Source organism: Olivibacter jilunii (assembly GCF_900607235.1).
Classification (GTDB): domain Bacteria; phylum Bacteroidota; class Bacteroidia; order Sphingobacteriales; family Sphingobacteriaceae; genus Olivibacter; species Olivibacter oleidegradans.
The window spans coordinates 570,128-588,020 of sequence record NZ_LR027849.1; the positions used below are offsets into that span (position 1 = coordinate 570,128).

At 37.6% G+C, this 17,893-nt stretch carries 12 protein-coding genes; 7 read left to right on the plus strand and 5 right to left on the minus strand.

What is annotated here, in order from left to right:
- Positions 1-96: 96 nt before the first annotated feature.
- The 5 genes from E0E36_RS08385 to E0E36_RS08405 all read right to left on the minus strand — a co-directional run bounded on the left by E0E36_RS08385 (position 97) and on the right by E0E36_RS08405 (position 11,215).
- On the minus strand, positions 97-2,793 hold the full coding sequence (locus E0E36_RS08385) for an alpha/beta hydrolase family protein (RefSeq protein ID WP_130855574.1): 2,697 nt from the start codon (positions 2,791-2,793) through the stop codon (positions 97-99).
- Between the two features lie 256 nt (positions 2,794-3,049).
- Positions 3,050-5,620, minus strand: a complete 2,571-nt coding sequence (locus E0E36_RS08390; RefSeq protein ID WP_207303738.1) for a glycoside hydrolase family 2 protein — start codon at positions 5,618-5,620, stop codon at positions 3,050-3,052.
- A 195-nt stretch (positions 5,621-5,815) separates the two neighbouring features.
- A complete protein-coding gene (locus E0E36_RS08395) occupies positions 5,816-6,409 on the minus strand; it encodes a thioredoxin family protein (protein ID WP_130855575.1) in 594 nt (197 codons plus the stop codon).
- 13 nt (positions 6,410-6,422) lie between these two features.
- Positions 6,423-7,964: a RagB/SusD family nutrient uptake outer membrane protein gene (locus tag E0E36_RS08400; RefSeq protein WP_130855576.1), complete on the minus strand. Its 1,542-nt coding sequence runs from the start codon at positions 7,962-7,964 to the stop codon at positions 6,423-6,425.
- Positions 7,965-7,993: 29 nt separating this feature from the next.
- Positions 7,994-11,215 carry a SusC/RagA family TonB-linked outer membrane protein gene (locus tag E0E36_RS08405; RefSeq protein ID WP_165446945.1) on the minus strand — a complete coding sequence of 1,074 codons (3,222 nt, stop codon included), beginning with the start codon at positions 11,213-11,215 and terminating at the stop codon, positions 7,994-7,996.
- Between the two features lie 798 nt (positions 11,216-12,013).
- Here E0E36_RS08405 and E0E36_RS08410 point away from each other — a divergent pair.
- From E0E36_RS08410 to E0E36_RS08440, 7 genes are all read left to right on the plus strand, one after another.
- On the plus strand, positions 12,014-12,562 hold the full coding sequence (locus E0E36_RS08410; RefSeq protein WP_165446946.1) for an RNA polymerase sigma factor: 549 nt from the start codon (positions 12,014-12,016) through the stop codon (positions 12,560-12,562).
- 35 nt (positions 12,563-12,597) lie between these two features.
- Positions 12,598-13,773: a FecR family protein gene (locus tag E0E36_RS08415; protein WP_130855579.1), complete on the plus strand. Its 1,176-nt coding sequence runs from the start codon at positions 12,598-12,600 to the stop codon at positions 13,771-13,773.
- Between the two features lie 365 nt (positions 13,774-14,138).
- Positions 14,139-14,705, plus strand: a complete 567-nt coding sequence (locus E0E36_RS08420) for a DUF4974 domain-containing protein (protein WP_130855580.1) — start codon at positions 14,139-14,141, stop codon at positions 14,703-14,705.
- Between the two features lie 174 nt (positions 14,706-14,879).
- Positions 14,880-15,425, plus strand: a complete 546-nt coding sequence (locus E0E36_RS08425; protein ID WP_130855581.1) for an RNA polymerase sigma factor — start codon at positions 14,880-14,882, stop codon at positions 15,423-15,425.
- Between the two features lie 29 nt (positions 15,426-15,454).
- Positions 15,455-16,579 carry a FecR family protein gene (locus tag E0E36_RS08430; RefSeq protein WP_130855582.1) on the plus strand — a complete coding sequence of 375 codons (1,125 nt, stop codon included), beginning with the start codon at positions 15,455-15,457 and terminating at the stop codon, positions 16,577-16,579.
- Between the two features lie 478 nt (positions 16,580-17,057).
- On the plus strand, positions 17,058-17,435 hold the full coding sequence (locus E0E36_RS08435; RefSeq protein ID WP_130855583.1) for a response regulator: 378 nt from the start codon (positions 17,058-17,060) through the stop codon (positions 17,433-17,435).
- A gap of 11 nt (positions 17,436-17,446) precedes the next feature.
- Positions 17,447-17,791 carry a helix-turn-helix domain-containing protein gene (locus E0E36_RS08440; RefSeq protein ID WP_130855584.1) on the plus strand — a complete coding sequence of 115 codons (345 nt, stop codon included), beginning with the start codon at positions 17,447-17,449 and terminating at the stop codon, positions 17,789-17,791.
- Positions 17,792-17,893 lie beyond the last annotated feature (102 nt).

Sequence of the window (17,893 nt, forward strand, 5' to 3'; positions counted from 1 at the left end):
TAAATAAATTTTTGAGGAATATAGGGGCTGCCAATTTTGGCAGCCCCATTTTTCTCAAAAACCTTATGGCTTTTCTAAATTGACTTGTGAGTAAATTTATTTTATGTTAGATATGGCTTTGATTTTTGTAGCACCTATCCGTTGATCGATTTTTAGACCATCTTCAATACCTTTTGCTTCCGCACTGATTCCTTGTGTCATCCATAATGGCGGAGGCATGTCTTTTAAATAATGGTCAAAGAATTGCTTCATTCGAGTAGTATAATCTAAGCTTTGTTTTCCATGTATTCCGTGATTGCTTCCTTCATATTCAATTAGCCATGCAATTTTGCCTAACCTCCGAAGCGCATTAAAGAACTCAACGCTCTGCGCGAATGGAACAGCAATGTCACGGTTTCCATGAACCAGCAGGATTGGTGTTGTGACATCGTCAACGTTAAAAATTGGAGAATTGTTAATGTATAATTCAGGATTTTGCCATATCGTTTGGCCAATTCGCAATTGCCCGTTTTCACAAACCCCTTGTAGGCTTCCACCTTCTCTTAAGCTATTGTAGAAGCTTATCAGATCGGAAACTCCTGCTGTTGCACATGCTGCAGCAAATAAATTGCTGTGCGTTACTATATAATTCGTTTCGTACCCTCCAAAGCTGAATCCTTGTATGCCAATTTTCTTTTTATTTACGAAGTTAAAATTGTTTAAATATAATGTTCCGCTTTCTACGGCGTTGAGTGCACTTTCTCCTGGTGAACCTATGTTGTAAAAAATATCTGGAGTAAATACAAGATATCCGTCATTAACAAAGCTTGGAATATTGATTTCTCCCGTAGAATTGCCAGGTGTTAAAAATGCATTTAATCCGTCTGATTTTCTTTCATAATAGTTAACAATTACAGGATATTGTTTCGTTGAATCGAAATTACTAGGCTTGTATAATATACCCTGATACAGTGTTCCACTTTTATTTCTCCAAGTATGTAACTCTGAGGTGTACAAGCTCCTATAGCTAGAGTAATCTACATCAATAATAGGTTTAAACGTTTTAAAATCTTTTGTACACAAGTAAACTGAAGGATGACGGGAATTCGTACGTTTGACAATGAAAGTTTTTGATTCCTTCGCCTTTATGGGCTGGAAGCTTGTGTTTTCTGGTATATAAGGATTATCTGCTGTGCAAAAAATATATGGTCCCATTGTTAGCATTTCAGGCTGGGATTTCTTGCCAATCTTAATTTTATAAAAGCCATTATTTTTATTGAGCAGATTATATGCAACTAAAATTAGTTCTTCATTCTCCCTAATTTGATCTAAGGTTGTTCCAGATTGTAATATGTCGAAGACGATATGGTTTTTAAGACCGAATTCGTTCGTAACATTTATTGGAGCTGATTTTTTCATTGGGTCAACTAGCCAGATATCATATCGATCATAAAGTAATACCTTTGAGTCATCCTTCAACCATCCTGCTATTCCTCGGTTTGATCCAAATCTATCGTATCGATAGTAACCAATCCAATCAGAGTTTATACTCTCTGTTATATTTCGAGAAATTCCAGTTAAGACTTCATATGAAAAGTAAGTTTTTAGACTATCATTATAGTATATGTAAAATTTGCCAGCGGGAGATAAATGTCCCCAAAAGCTAAATTCCTTTTCCTTAGGTTGTTCTAAATGCGTTATCTTAATGGTTTTTTTAACGCTATTGTTCCAGTGGCCTTCACCATGACCAATATTATTTAGATCACTTCCTATAAGTGCTATTTTTTGTCGCTTTTCTAAGCATATTTCATTATCGGATGCTAGAAGTCTAGTTTTTTTGGTGTTAACATCTATTAAATAGAGATATGATTTGTTATTATGGTGTTTCTCAATATCTATAAGCTGTTGAGGTTGAAGTTTAGAATCAGTAAAACTCCAAATATTAAAATTGGCTAAGTTCCCTTTTTGTTTTCCTTCTACTTTACTTTCTTTCATTGTAAAATATAGGTAGTTGCCATTGTCACTGAAAGCTTGCAGGTTATCTATTAGTAGCCTATTATTTGTAGGGTTGTATAGGGTGTCAAGAATTGGAAGTGCTTTTTCGTCAGTACTTTTGTAATAACACAAAGTTCTTTTCCTTGCTTTACCCCCGTCAGTAAGGAAGGCCACTTGCTTTTGTGGACCAAAAATCGGAGGTGCTAATAACTTACCTTCCCATATTCGACTCTCTCTTAATTCAGGCAATGTAATATATACCAAAATTTCTTTTTGCCTTGCTCTTTCAGGGGCTTCTATTGTTAATAATATTCCTTGCCAATTTTCATCTACATAGTATCGGGTAAATTTTGTAAAGACTTTACTTTTCTTAGTTTTAAGATTACGAATTATTAACTGTTTATTTGGAAATTTTGATTCCAACAATAACCACGGATTGTTTTTATACGGCGACAATTGGAAAGACTCAACTTCTGGGACTATTTCTATTTTTTCTGAGCCTAATTCGATTATACATAGTGAATCTCCTGGTAGCAAAATAACACCCTTTTTACTATCTCCTGAAATAGCAGGTTGGGATTGATCCGCATACTTTGGGATACGTTTTATCCAATCTCCAAAAGTTTCTTTAAAAATGAAACCTTGTTTACTTGATCCCGGTTCATCTATATGGAATGCTGAGTAATTACCATCATTACTTATTAATGGTATACCGATGCTAAGATTATTGTTGTGATTGACTTTATATGTCCCATTCCTTTGACCTATTACAACATTTTGAACTGCAATGAAAAGCAATAATAATAGAAAATTCTTCATATGCGAAAGTCTTTAATAAAAGATTTAGGAAGTAAATGCTTTCTATATGGTATAATATATAGAAAAGTACTGCAGTAACATTTCAGTATTACTGCAGTATTTAAATCGTTATTCCTTCCTAGTCTATTATAAGATTTAAACACGGATGTGATTCGTAGTTAGGATGTGTTCCTTCATCTTCATTTAATGTTGTTTGCATTAATAGATTCGGAAAAATTAAGTATATTTTAATTCGTTTCTTGTTGACTTCGGTATGTTATTCCTTTTCGTTAGCAAGTGCCCACGTTGCTTCACCACGCCTCATTTTTACTAGGTTTTTTAGAAATACATCATTATTGTTAGATAACATTACAGCCTTTTCTTGCCATTTTATTGCTTCTTTCCAATTGCCAGTTTTGTAAAGTAAATTGGCGTAAGTATCAACTGACTCGGCAGTTTGATCAAATGTTTCAATATTGTATTTAACGACTTTTGTTGCAAAATCAAGTATTTCTTTGTCTTCAATATGGAGGAATATGAACCAGGAAATATTGTTTATATGGTAATCGCTATGCTTTAACGCTCTTTCATAATATAGTTTATAAAATTTACCCATGTTTTGCCAGTCTTTTTTAATTCTCCAAGAATAGATCATTCTCTTTCCATAGACAAGCTCTTCTCCAATTTTGCCATATTTTTTACAAACATTTTGTTGTATAGAATCCCAATTTGGATTCTCTGAATTGTTCAAAAGAAGTGGTTCTATTTCTTCTGCATTTATAATTCTTTTGATTTTCCTGAGTGTTTCAAGGTCTCCCATAATTTTATCTATCTTTTCCTGGTTTTCCAAGTAAAGATTAAATCCAACATCCTTAGATGTTTGGGTTATGTGTAATAAGAACTCTAAATTCTCTCTTAGGAATTTGTGTTTGAGTTGTTTAACATATTCAGTACCCAATAGCGTCACCTTATCCTGGTCTTTTTTTCGCAAAGCCATTAAAGTTAGTTTTCTAAGGAATGCAGAATCTCTTTGTCCATCGTAATATCGTTCCAACAATTCATTATATCTGTCGTCACTGTCATTAACATCCATATTTTTAGCTAGGAAGAAACTAGAATCAGCCTTGGGTAAGATGCCTTCAGGTAATAATTGTTTATTGATCGTTCGGATTCGATCTAGAGGTATTTTTATGATTTCTCTGTCGTAAGTAATTAAGCCATTTTCTTCCCCTTCAACATCAAATGGTTGTGTATAAATTGATGCTGTAAGCCCAAGGGCTTCTAAAAATTTTAATTTCTTGGTCAGAATTTCATATTTACCGGCTAATTGTGAAGGCTTTATTGTAACATAGCCCCATCCTTTAAGATCATTCCATTGGTGATCGAAAACTGATGTGCCAATGCCACCAAATTCTCCTAATACTTTCGCTTTACCCACAATTGCTGGGGGGGCTATAGGATCTGGGTATGAGTGTACATCTGCCATATCACTTTTGATATATGGGTTTTCAGATGGGACTCTGAGCTGTTCATCAGTATAAAGTAATTCTCCCGAATGGCCATTTACAAGCCTTGTATTATCTAACTGTTTTACCCATTCCGTTAACCGCTCTTGATCATAGGCCCCCCAACGCTCGTTAAACAGAACCCATGTTGTAATTGATGGATGATTATATAAATGTGTAATTGTTTCTTGAAGTTCTTTTTCAAATGCCTCTTTTGCCCCTGCAGGTAGACTTTGATTCGGATTAACAAAGTCTTGCCACACCATTAGACCTAAACTATCACAATAATAGTACCATTTAAGAGGTTCGATCTTAATGTGCTTTCTAATTGTGTTGAATCCCATTTCTTTGATTGCTTTAACATCAAACTTTAAAGCATCATCTGTCGGAGCTGTATACAGTCCATCTGGCCAATATCCTTGGTCCAGTACTCCTAAATTGTATGTATATTTATTATTAAGGAAAATTCTTTCAACTCCCTTTTTGTCCTTTCTAATCTCAACTTTCCGCATCCCAATATAACTTCTAACTTCATCCACTATTTTTCCTTCATATCTAAGTCTAACTGACAAATTATATAGAAAAGGATCGTTAGGACTCCAAAGATGAGGATTGGTAATAGAAACCCGTAACTTAGTGTTTGCCTTACCATTTGTAACCATAATTGGTTTACCTCGCTCATAAGTAATTGCTTCAATTGTGAGGTTGTCATTTGTATTCGTATTTGTATTGACTGTTATTGAATATAAGCTATTTTCTATATCAGATTCTAATTTTAATGAGGCTATATATGTTGACGGTACTATTTCCATCCATACAGTTTGCCAGATACCACTACTTGAAGTGTAATATATGTCTGCCGGATTTAGTACTTGTTTTCCATGTGTGCCAACTCCCTTGTCTGTAGGGTCGTAAACACGTACCTTGAGTTCGTTATTTTCTTGATTTAAACTTTCAGTTATATCGATGGTGAATCCGACGTAACCTCCCGAATGACTGCCAACTTCTTTACCATTGAGATAGACGGTAGCCTGCCAATCAACTGCATCAAAATGTAATAATATTCGTTGATCATTAGTTATTTTTGGTTTTTGGATATTTCTGGAATACCATAGATGTTGGTCTGGTAATAGTGCCTTATTAACTCCAGACAATGCAGATTCAATTGGATAAGGAACCAATATTTGACCATCATATCTCGCTGGAGGTGGTGCATTTAATTTTGTTATGGCATAATTCCAAAGCCCATTTAGATTTATCCAATGATCTCTTGACAATTGTGGACGTGGATAACCTGAGTGGGTGTTTTCTGGATTTACTTCTTTTGCCCATCGTGATTGCATTCGAGTTTTCGTCATCTTCCACTGGGCGAGAACTGTATTGTAAATTGGGCACAAGCAGATTATTATGCAGGTCAATTTGATATAAAAAGTATAACTATTTCTATTAACCATTTTTATGTAGCTGATCATTTTGGTTTATTTATTTTTTCTATTTTAAGAATCTATTTATTATATCTATTTAATGGCATCCGGAGATTAGAAGGATTCGATTTGTTCCTTCTTTAATTTGTTTATCATTTCCATATCATGTACATCCATTGCTGCCTCTAACAGTTTTTTTCGAAGATTTGCATCTTGACTTCCTCCATTTAATTGATTTAATAGAAAGAAGTAGACCTCATGCTTATTGAAAGTCTTCGATATTTTTGCTATGAATTTTTCTGGGGTATCATAAATTCCAGCTGCATTATATACTAATACTCCGTTATGATCTAAAATCAAATATGTTGGATAACCTGTAACCATATATTTAGATCCAATAGTTTCAGCAATTAAATACCAGCTCTTTATATATGGAGGGTCCGTTTTTAGTTTATTCATCTGAACTTTAACGTTTATGAATTTGCTATTCATAAATTCTCCAATTTCTTTTTGACTTAAGATTGAATCGTCCATAAAATGGCATGGTTTACACCAGGTGGCATAACAATCAATAAATATGAACTTTTGAGTTATCCTCGCGCTGTCCAATAATTGATCCCAGGTATCAAAGTTTGAAAATTTAATTCCTTGATGTTGTCCTTGTACCAATATGGGAATGACCAATAAAAAAATAAGAACTGCTTTCATCGATTTCTAGGTTTTAATATCCCTGATTTTGTACTAGTTTTGTGTTTCTTGATAGTTCAGTTGCTGAAATTGGGTACCATTGCCAATTTGAGTTCCAAATACCTCCTTTTTCAGGGGTTATTTTTTGCATCACTTGGTCAATTGTACCAGATCTTTTTAAATCGAGCCAACGATGTCCCCATTCAGTAAAGAGTTCAATCTGCCTTTCTTTTAAAATTTTGTCTATTAAATCTTGTTTATTTTCAACCTGAATTGGTTCTGGATTAGATCTTAAATGTATCCGGTTTAAATCAGATGCTGCATCATCCAGTTTATCGAGTTGCGCTCTTGCTTCTGCACGAATTAACAGCTGTTCACTCAACCGAAGTACCATAGTATATTCGATTGTCGGCTCTGCGGTAGCAACACTTTTATATTTAGTGGGATAGTAAATAGTCACATTGTCTATTATTAAGCTATCTATCCATTGGTTTCTTCGACCATCAGTACTAGTAAACTGCTTTAATAGGTGAATACTTAATGAAACTGGCCAATCCGGTCCAGGTCCTGTCTCTGGGATTTTGAAAAACCTTGCTTCTTCCGTCGAATTAATGTACACAGGCTGCAGTTGCCAAACAGCCTCCATACTATTGGCTAGAAAAACATTTTGCAATTCTACCAATTGGAATAAACCACTATTTTCTATTAATTCTGATGACTGTATTTCGGCATTTGTCCATTCTTTTGTATACAAGTATGCACGAGCTAATAGAGCAATTGCCGCCCATTTCGTGGGTCTAATTCTCTCATTTGATATGTTCAACAGAGATGCATCAAGATAATCTCTGCTCAAAAGGTCTTTAGCTTGTATGAGATCATCAATAATTTGTTTCCATATTTCTGTCTTAGGTGTCCGTGGTAAATTTGAATTTCTCGAAAAGTCAGTTGATAATACTAGGGGCAGATCTCCATAAAGGTTAACTAGGTAAAAGTAGCAAAATGCACGTACGAATTTCACTTCTCCTAGCAGTTGCTGCTTGACACTTCCGGATAGCGAATTGGAAGTCGAGAGGCCTTCAATTGCTGAATTTGTTAAGTAAATCATTTGATAACAATTACTCCAGAAGTCAGCTGTCACGGAACTGCTATTAAGTGAGTTCTGATAATAATCAATGTAGGTTTGGTTAGATGCATTCTCGTATAATTTTAGTTCGTCTGCAGATAATCCCAATAGTGCGGAGGTACTGCGTAGTTCTCCTGATCCAAATGTTCCGGCACTCAATTTCGTATAAATGCTGGTTACGACTGCGACGGCAGTCGCGTCGGTTTTAAATGCGTTTTCGACTGTGGTGTTTGTAAGTGGTGGATCAATATCTATAAGTTTCGTACATGAAGAAATTGATAAGAGGAGAATGGAAGAGAAAATTGGTGAAATTCTTAATTTCTTTTTAATTGGAAATAGGAAATATTTTATGTGTTCATCTCTTGAATTTCCATATTGAGTTGGCTTTCTATAATAATAGAAAATCCTTTCTAAACAAATTTGGAGCCTTGGATATATGTTGCTAGGTTTCATGTTTTTTTATTAATGATTGAATGAAGATTTTACAATGTCGCCTTTATGCCAATTGTTATCACCCTTAGTGGAGGTAATGAGCTAGAACTTTTGGATTCAGGATCTAATCCAACATAATTGGTTATCGTAAATAGATTCTGGCTTTGTAAGAAGATATTTAAACTTTGGAAATGGATAGCTTCTTTCCATCTATTCGGAAGTTCCCATGATAGCGAAATATTCTTTAATCGTATATATGAAGCATCAGAATATGCTATGTCAGAGGAAACTGCGTCGCTGTATGCATTTCTAACGTCAGAGGAATTAGGTCTAAATTGTTGATATTGCGCGATGTCACCAGGCTTTTGCCAACGGTCTAACACCTCTATTGGTTGATTCCCATTTCCATTTGAAAAATGGCCCTGACGGATTGGCCCAAATCTATAGTTTTGAGCTCGTTGTTTAACGAACTGGAATAAAATGTCTAAATAGATATTTTTAAAGGCAAATGTATTTTGGATTCCACCGAAAAAAGATGGATCTAATGAAATAATAGCCGTTCTGTCTAAAATTTCATCAGGTGTAGAAGTGAGTTTGTTGTCATGGGTTAGAAATTGATATAATCCCGTTGACGGATCAACGCCCATAAATTTAAATCGCCGTGAAATGTTTATTGGTTTTCCTATTTCATATGTGGTTGCATATGATGAAACATCTAACCCGGGAAATGAGGTTATTGCATTACTATACTTTGTAAAGTTTATATTTGATGTCCAAGTAAAGTTTTTACTGGTGATGTTATTTGAAGATATTAAAAATTCCCATCCTTTATTTTTTACGACTGCTGGGAAGTTTTGATCAATGTTGCTAAATCCAGTCGTCCATGGTAACTGGTACCCCATTAATTGATTTAGTGATTTATTATTGAAATAATTTGTCACAAAATGGACCTTATCATTTATAATGCCCAATTCTATACCTATTTGCAGTTTTTTCGTTTCTTCCCATCTTAAATATGGGTTCGCGAGACGAATAGGAGTAAGTACCTGAATTCCTTGATATGGAATTGCTACGTTAAAGTTCTCATATAGGCTCATAAATCGGTAATCACCTATTTGATCGCTTCCAGATGTTCCATAGCTTCCTCTCAACTTTCCGAAACTTAAGAAATGTAGATTATCTTTAACCAATTTCTCCTGAGAAAAAATCCACGCTGCTCCGATTGCACCAAAATTATGGAAACGATTGCTAGAACCGAATCGAGAGCTACCATCACGACGTGCGGTTAGGTTGATGATGTATTTTTCATCTAAATTGTAGTTTATTCTTCCAAATATCGCATTATATTTATACTCTGTGTTCAGTGAATTACTTACAAATAATTGTGTTGCAGCTTTAATGTCTTCGAGATTCAAGTCACTGTTTTGTCCAAATCCGGAAATAAGTGTTCCGTTAGTACTTGAATGTTGAAGAGTTGAACCAAGTAGTATTTCTAATGTTCCCATTTTTGATGATTTGTGAAAATTAACCATCGGTTCAATAATCCAAGAGCTTTGCTTATTATTTCCAAAACCAGCTGATCGCACATTAAATGCTCTGTTCTCTGGTGGATAATAAGTTAAGGGTGTTGTGGAAATTTCACTGGTAGAAAGTTTAGTATATCCGAAACTACTTTTGATTTCGAGATTATCAAGTATTTTGTACCCCACTATAGCATTTCCAATTAAATTGTCAGTTAAGTTTTTATATCTAGTTAAAGTATATCTTAGTGGGTTCGCAATGAATGAGCTAGTTCCCGCATCTGTTGGCATCCAATTAAATTCTCCATTTGTATTATAAACAGGAGGCGCTATTGGTGCTAACCTTATAGCATCTGAAGTAAGGTCAACGTTTGGTAACAGGTTTCTATCGTTTAGATAATTGCCTGTAAACTGTATTCGTAGTTTTTTATTTGATGAAATATTATTTATATTAAAATGAACGGAACCTTTTTGGTCACTGAAATTTCCTGGAAAAACCGTTGTTTCTCTATGGTAACCTGCTCCTATGATAAATTGCGTGTTTTCTGATCCTCCGGAAGCTGATACTTGGATATCGCTATAATTCGCCGTGCCACCTATTAACTCTTTTTGCCAATCAGTATATCTTGTGGTATCCCAGAACCCATTTAAATCGTAATCATTTGGTCTAGGAGACGTTAGTCCATCATTTTTATTTGCTTCTCTTCTCATTTCAAGGTATTCCTGTGAATTTAGAAGTTTTATCCTTCTGGCATTTTGCCCCCAACCATTTTGCATGTTTAGTGATATCTTTGTTTTTCCCTGTTGCCCTTTCTTTGTCGTTATAAGGATCGCGCCATTTGCTGCTCTTGAACCATAAATCGCTGTTGCGTCTGCATCCTTCAAGACTTCTATGCTTTCGATATTAGACGGGTTAATGAAATTAAATGGATTTCCTGCCAAATCATTTGTTCCAGAATTCCCCAATAAACTAGGATTAATGCTTGGTAATAACTGGGAGGAAAATGGAACGCCATCTATCACATATAGTGGATCGTTTCCATTTCCTATGCTATTTTGACCTTGGATTCTAACTTTTACGCCAGTTCCTGGTAAACCAGTAGTTTGCTCGACAAATAGACCTGGTACTCTTCCTTGAAGTGCTAGAAGTGGATTCGTTACTGGCTGTTTTTCAATTTCCTTTGCTTTAACAGAGCCAATGTTGCCCGTATTGAATCTTCTTGTACTTGTTCCATATCCAATTACAACTGTTTCGTCTAGGCTTTTCATATCTATAGGAAGAAGAATTAAAACAGTGTTTCCGGTTATTTTTAATTCCCTTGTTTGATATCCAATACTACTTGCTTGTAATATAAGACCTTGGGTGACACTTGGAATCGAAAAGGTACCGTTGCTGTCGGAAGTTGAACCTAGACGTGTACCTTTCACTAATATGGTAACACCCGGTATTGGATTTCCCGAGGCGTCAGTCACCTTTCCATTGATAGCAAAAGTATTAGCAGTTGTATCTTGACTGCTATTGAGAGATGTTGATTTTTTTTCATTCCCTTTTGGTTTAAGAATAAGAACTCCGTCAGCCACGAAACTGTAAGTCAAGTTTTTCTTCGATAAAATGAAATTCAAAACGTCTTCAATCGGAGTGTTTTTAAAATTTACATTCAATTTTTCGGCAAGATCTAGGCTGACTATATCATTACTGTACATTACTGTTAGTCCAGTCTGCTTTTTAATCTGCCTGAAAATTTCTTTCATTGAAATTTGGGAAGCCGTTAATGTCACGAGCTTGCCCTGTTGGCCTTTGGCCTGAATCTGCTTAAAGCCGCATAGGTATAATAAAATGATAAGAAGGAGAGGCTTACATAAGAGGACGCCCCTCACAGTAGGTTTTAGGTGAGACATACACTTTAATTTTGGTATAAGTAAACACATAGTTGGTTGAAGGCTAACAAACATTTAACATTCACATGATGGATGCATTTTTACAGATAAGACGAAAATTCTTTTGATCCGTACTATACCAATTTGACATTTTTTCGTTATGTTGTAAGGAATATTTTAGAGCCGGACTAGACAAGGAAAAGCAAGCTATTTACCCATTAACAAGCGATTCACATTTCAAATGCTCTTTTTGTGTTAAATTTATTCCAGCAACCATTTAAAACGATATCCCAAAATAAAAAGCGTTAAATCTGATGAAAGAAAAATGACCATTATCTAAGTTGGAAACCCGGAATTGATTGGAAATTATTCTGCGTTATTTGGCTTTCCCGTTCATTTCTGAACGGTTAGCGGGGCTTTCATATTAAAATTTATTTAATTCTTTCTTTTCTATTCTTTATTCTCTATGTTTGTCCTACGTTTAACCCTAAGTCATGAAATTAGTCATGGAACCGTTCTCTTCCCTCATAATAAGGTTTGAAAATCGAGTGTAGGGACATATGTTTTTTTCCTGTGTTTGGAAGTCAATGATCTATTATAATATATAATAGTGTATTAATATTTTATCGGGCATACAATCAACGTAACTAAATAATGTCCAGCAACAAACAAATGGATTTTGAATTATTAGACGCGCTCAAGGCCGGCGATGTAAACGCCATGGGGCGATTGTACCGTAACAGCTACAAGTGGCTAATGGTTGTTGCATTGAATGTATTGGGCAAGGATGCCGAAGAGGAAGCAAAAGATATTTTGTCCGATTTTTTTCTTGAGTTCTGGGACAGGAGATTATTTGGTAAGATCAATCATCCGAAAGCATTGAACAGTTATCTGTTTCGCAGTGTACATAACCGTTGCCTGGACCGGGTAAAGGCAAATAAGACCCGTCAGAAATTAGAGGAGCGATTTTTTAGACGGCCCCAGAATGAGAATATGCCATCAAACCGGTTAGAGAACGGCGAATTTAGCTTAGCACTTGATGCCGCTGTCAACCGTATTTCCCCGATGAGCGCAAAAGTTTTCAAATTGGCCTACCTGGAGGATAAAAGCAGGCAGGAAATAGCTGAGGAAATGAATATCAGTCCCAATACCGTCAAAAACCAACTGGTGAAAGCTGTAAAAATCCTACGGGTTGCTTTAAAAAACTTCTACCTGCTATAGTACGTTTACAGCTAAATATCGTCTTTTAGAGTATAATGAAGCCCGATTATCATATTATCGAACTGCTTACGCGAAAACTTGCCGGCCACCTAGACCCCGAAGATCTCCAGTATATAGACCGGTTAATCGAAGTAGATGAGGAGGTGAGGAATGAATTTGAAGAAATGAAGGCCAGGTTTCACCGTGAGGATGTGGAGACATTCTTCCAAAGGTTTGACGACGAACGTGACCAGGCCGATATTCCCGAACTGATCCTTCTTTCGGGTAAGAGAAGACGCGGCGGAACGATGCTTTATGCGGCGGTGTTAGCTGCTGCCGTAATTGGCATTGTACTCACGTTATTCCTTATGAACAAGCCGACTTCTGAGCCTGTTCTGACTGTATCCCGGGATTTGGAGGAAGTGCAGCTGCGCCTTGCCAGTGGGGGGATAGTAAATCTCGGCGATAGCAGTGACTCCATAAAAGCGGGAAGTACCATTTTGAACAATAGCAATAATACATTGTCCATTAACGACCCCGGGGATCATTTGCAAGATAATAACCCTTCCAACACCGTCAATCTATTGACTGTGCCCGCCGGCAAAACATATAAGGTTCTTTTATCAGATGGAACCGAGATCTGGTTGAATTCATCCACTTCCCTGCGTTTCCCGTTCAATTTCAATGGTTCTACACGGGAAGTAAGTGTACAGGGAGAAGCCTACTTCAAAGTAGCAAAGGATAACGAAAAGCCCTTTATAGTTCATCTGTTACTATCCGATAATGGTTCCGGGGGAGAGAATTCAAGGGGAGTCATCCAGGTATTGGGCACCGAGTTTAATGCCAATACGGAGAAGAAGCTGAAGGTAGCCCTGGTAAATGGCGCCGTAAAATTTAAAGCAGCAGATGACCAGGTGGTACTTCAACCGGGAAAACTGGCCAGTTACACGACAGAAGGAGGCATGGAAGTCGGAAGCTATGATAAAGATGAAGTGATCGGATGGAGGGAAGGGTTATATTATCTGCAGGATGAACCCTTGGAGGAAATCGCTGCAAAGCTTTATAGGGTAACCGGCCATCAGGTTGTGTTTGACAACGACAAAGTACGCAATAGGATATTCACGGGTATCTATAATCGGAATAACCCGGTAAATGTGTTTCTGGACAATATGACGCGAACCATGGAGATCGGTTATTACTTCTCCCCGGACAGTACGATTCATTTTAAATAAAGTCACCCTTTTTTAAGGTCGCTATACTTTGAATAAAAAAAAATCCGAAATTTATATAGTACATACCTTTTAAAATTTCGTCTTATTGCTATTATAGTCCACGATGGAAGCATTACCGGTAGGTTTTGGTTGCCTGTGATCCCCAAAATCCGCCATGTTCTTTCGGATTAATAGACGTTCATTGTATTAGGACAGATCTTTCCTGCATCTGCCCAGGTCAACTGGATTGCCGGCCTTTTATGGTACTTATTGTTGCCGGCCCCAAAGAAGTACTATTATGGTGAGATCATTCCTGATCATTCACCATTATGTCAGGAGTTAAAAGGTATACTTTAAGTCACCTTTAAAACTAATATCCCTTGAAAATGTTCTGGTCGCGCCGACGCGAATGGCGGTCTCCAGGTGCTGCTTTTGACTATGAAAGATTTGTCCAGCTATTGCTTTGGAGCATGGATGGACACCTAGATAGATCCGAAAGAGCCTATATCAAATTAGAGTTAAAGCGTAATCCCCAAGCCAGGGATGCATGGATACATGTGCAGGAAGCCAATCCCGGCAAACGCTTGTTCCCGAATAGAGACAAACGGACAGTAATTGCCAGGGCAGTTATTGTGCTTGCCCTATTTGGGGTAGGATTTGGACTTTACGCAAAATATAGGGATACTCAGATTAAATTTTTCTATGTCGTCCCTACTTACCGTTTCGAGAAGGAAAAGCTTTGGAAGTTGGAGAAGAAGATAGAGGCCTATTATAAGATTACGGTAGTGTTCGACGATCCGGCGGATTCGGAACTCCGGTTTACGGGCGTATTGGATAGTAAAATACCATTGAGGCCGTTTTTGGAGAACTTGCGGGTGACGAGCAAGATCGACTATTATTATGACCCGGAGGGTACACTTCACTTCTGCAAAAAAGGCAAAAAGCCAAAATAACCTATGCAACTTTAGGAAAATTTAATGCGTCCGAAGTATAGCGGACGCAGCTATGAGCAACATGCTTATTGTTAAATAATAACACAAACGTGTGATTTGAAGGCCAAGCTGTCCGGCAAATCCGAAAAGAGGGGTATATTGAGCAATCGATTTTTGTTAAAGTGACCCCCTCGGATGCAGTATTGGGACGATGAATTCATATTGCTGAACCTTAGGGACAGCAGATTCAGGAAGGATGCCTTTGACCGGCTGTTCGAAAAGTATTTCGAACCGTTGACAGGTATTGCTATGTTGTATCTGAAGGATCGACAGCGAAGTGAAGATGTTGTACAGGAAGTATTTATCGAGTTTTATGAAAAAAAATTATACAATTTTGTTGAGTCCTCTCTGGGTGGGTATTTGCAAAAGCTGTGTCGTAATCAATGTCTGGATAATATTAAGATGACTGCGCGAGAAGTATCTAGGATTAACGACTATATTCAGCTCTTTCCGGATAACGAGCGGCCTAATTACGGAGAAGATTCTGAAATTAGAAAGCGTTTCAATACAATGTATAGGGAAATGCACCCGCAACAACGTAAGGCTTTTGATCTGGCCTGGCTGCAGGGGAAACAGTATGACGAGGTGGCCAAAATAATGAGAATCAGTAAGAATTCTGTAAAAACCCATCTCCGACTGGCCCTACGGTTTGCAAGAAAGTTCCTTTCAGATCTAGTATAGCGTAATAAAACCGCATCTTTTATTAACAGGTGAAACAATTTCCAGCAGAAATATTGGAGCTTCTCAGAATGAAGCTTGCGGGTGTAATTGAGAAGGAAGACGATGAATATATCGAAAGCCTTTTGGACACGGACCCTGAGCTCAGAAAGGTATGGAATTCGTTGCAGCATGATCCTGATGTGGCCTACTTTCGAGGGGCAAAAGACGATGTAAAGAGACGCCTTCATCAGCGGCTGGCAAAAAATAGGCGCCGGCGAATACTCGCAAAAGGAGCTATGGTTCTGAGCATCATCCTGTTAGGCGGCCTCACTTTAATTCTGTACATTCCAACGAAAAAGGCTGAAAAACAGCTTTCTAGCTCGGCCCGGGATGAGCCGCTTGTATCTCTGCATTTAGGGGAAGGAAAGGAAATCAGTTTCAAAAAGGGCGATCGGAAAGAGGAGGTCTATCGTGGAGTAAGCCTTACCACTAAAGAAGATACATTATATTTCACCGGGAGCTCTGAAAATGAGGGGTCGGAATGGAACACACTGGAGGTTCCGAAAGGCAGGTACTTTACCCTTATATTGGAAGACCATTCCGTGATAGAGTTAGGACCCGAAAGCCGCCTTCAGTTTCCACGCACATTTGAGGGCAGCAAGAAAAGGAAAGTTTTGCTGGAAGGGATGGCAAATTTTGCGGTAGTAGCGAATCCGTCACATCCATTTTCGGTAATAACCGTTCATGCCGATATAACTGTCCTTGGGACTCAATTTGAGGTAAGATCATTCCCCGACACCTTCGAGACTAAATTGGCAAGCGGAAAGCTAAAGGTCAAAATTGGCCAGGAGGAATTGATTTTGTACCCTGGGCACAAGGTCAATCTGGACGTTCCGAACAGCAAATTAATGATCTCCAGGCCTTCTGTTTCGACAGGAGATACCATGTCCATTGAATTACAGCTCGTAAACGTCAACTTAGGGGATATTGCACAAGGTATCGGAAATATCTATCATGTAACAGTAGTTGTTGCACCGGAAAGTAAGATGCGTAAATATGATACTTCAATTGAAGTGTATAGGCAGAAACCGATACAGCGCTTTCTGAAAGAAATGAAGGCCGGGGATACATACTTTGATTACTCATGGCGAAATGATACCCTATTTTTGAAGTAAATGCCAGTTTGTCGATTTTCACATCCAGTTCTCGGAATTTTTATTTTTTTTCAAATCTCATTCACCCTTTTTTCTTTCGGTGTCGTTCTTATATAAAGCGCCATGTGAATGTTTCAAGATTCTCATACATTTTAACTTTAATGAGTAATCCAGCGTTCATGGATTAAGTGGCCTCTCTGGCTGGCTTTTGCCAGTTATAGGGGTTAACAATAAATTTAAAGTCGGGAGGTTTCCACCTCTGGCTCTTTTATTTAAAACTGAGGGATTGTGGCAGTTGATGGCGCCTAATCAGATTACAGAACAGCAATTGAAATATATGGTGGTTCAATGCATCCATGGGGGACGATACATTTTCGGACATAAAAATTTGGTATAAGTGCAGCCTTTTGCTGCACACATGGAAGGAAATGACCCAGAGTTTTAACTCCGGGTTTTATCAGTGGTTGAATTATTATATTTTAAAATAAAAGCAGGACATATGAAAAAAGCCCTTGTTGTGGAGAATGATGCCGTCCACAACCGCCTACTTTGTGAGTACCTAAAGCGTTTCGGCCTGTTGATCAGCTCTGCAGGAATTGGAGTGGAGGGCATTGAAAAAGCCAGGACCGAAGCACCGAATTTTATTTTTGTTCATTCAAGTTTGGGAGATATGGAAGGGGTGGAGCTGATCGCTATTTTAAAGAAAGAGGAGCAATTCAGCAAGATACCTATTGTGCTTGTAGCCACCACGGTAACCCAAAAACTGAAGGAGGTTGCATTTGACGTAGGCGCATTCGCCGTGTTTGATAAACCGTTGAACCTTGAGAAGATAGAACGCATCTATGATCAGCTGATGGCGCAACAAAGAGCCGCTTAATAATCCACAATATGAATGTTATAAGATTTAATGGGTATACCCTTTGCAGCGAAGGGATCTTGCAGTATCACGACGGTGAAACATCATGGTCATGTCAGCTCATGAACGATGAAGCCTTACTGTTACGGGTCCTTTACCGGAACCGGAATGTTTACCTGTCCACGAAAAATGTATTGCTCATTTTATGGGGTCAGGAAGATTCACTATGGGAGCATAACCTGGAAGTTTATATTAAGCGACTGCAAGCCAAGTTTGCGCGGCACGGGCAGGTAACATTGATCGCGGATGACAATTTTGGAATCAAGCTTAAAATAGGATCGATTCGGGGATATTACGCTGCATCGATACTGCAGTAAGTATCGGGCAAGCACCGGCTATCCCGATTCACATATTCTTAACCTGAAATATGCGATTTTTTGCTTATTTTAAAAAGAACTTACAATTTACCGCCCGGCACT

Bases quoted from the DNA above. Each gene is read 5' to 3' on its own strand.
- E0E36_RS08385 (WP_130855574.1), bottom strand. From the start codon at position 2,793: ATGAAGAATTTTCTATTATTATTGCTTTTCATTGCAGTTCAAAATGTT.
- E0E36_RS08390 (WP_207303738.1), bottom strand. From the start codon at position 5,620: ATGCAATCACGATGGGCAAAAGAAGTAAATCCAGAAAACACCCACTCA.
- E0E36_RS08395 (WP_130855575.1), bottom strand. From the start codon at position 6,409: ATGAAAGCAGTTCTTATTTTTTTATTGGTCATTCCCATATTGGTACAA.
- E0E36_RS08400 (WP_130855576.1), bottom strand. From the start codon at position 7,964: ATGAAACCTAGCAACATATATCCAAGGCTCCAAATTTGTTTAGAAAGG.
- E0E36_RS08405 (WP_165446945.1), bottom strand. From the start codon at position 11,215: ATGAAAGAAATTTTCAGGCAGATTAAAAAGCAGACTGGACTAACAGTA.
- E0E36_RS08410 (WP_165446946.1), top strand. From the start codon at position 12,014: ATGGATTTTGAATTATTAGACGCGCTCAAGGCCGGCGATGTAAACGCC.
- E0E36_RS08415 (WP_130855579.1), top strand. From the start codon at position 12,598: ATGAAGCCCGATTATCATATTATCGAACTGCTTACGCGAAAACTTGCC.
- E0E36_RS08420 (WP_130855580.1), top strand. From the start codon at position 14,139: ATGTTCTGGTCGCGCCGACGCGAATGGCGGTCTCCAGGTGCTGCTTTT.
- E0E36_RS08425 (WP_130855581.1), top strand. From the start codon at position 14,880: ATGCAGTATTGGGACGATGAATTCATATTGCTGAACCTTAGGGACAGC.
- E0E36_RS08435 (WP_130855583.1), top strand. From the start codon at position 17,058: ATGAAAAAAGCCCTTGTTGTGGAGAATGATGCCGTCCACAACCGCCTA.
- E0E36_RS08440 (WP_130855584.1), top strand. From the start codon at position 17,447: ATGAATGTTATAAGATTTAATGGGTATACCCTTTGCAGCGAAGGGATC.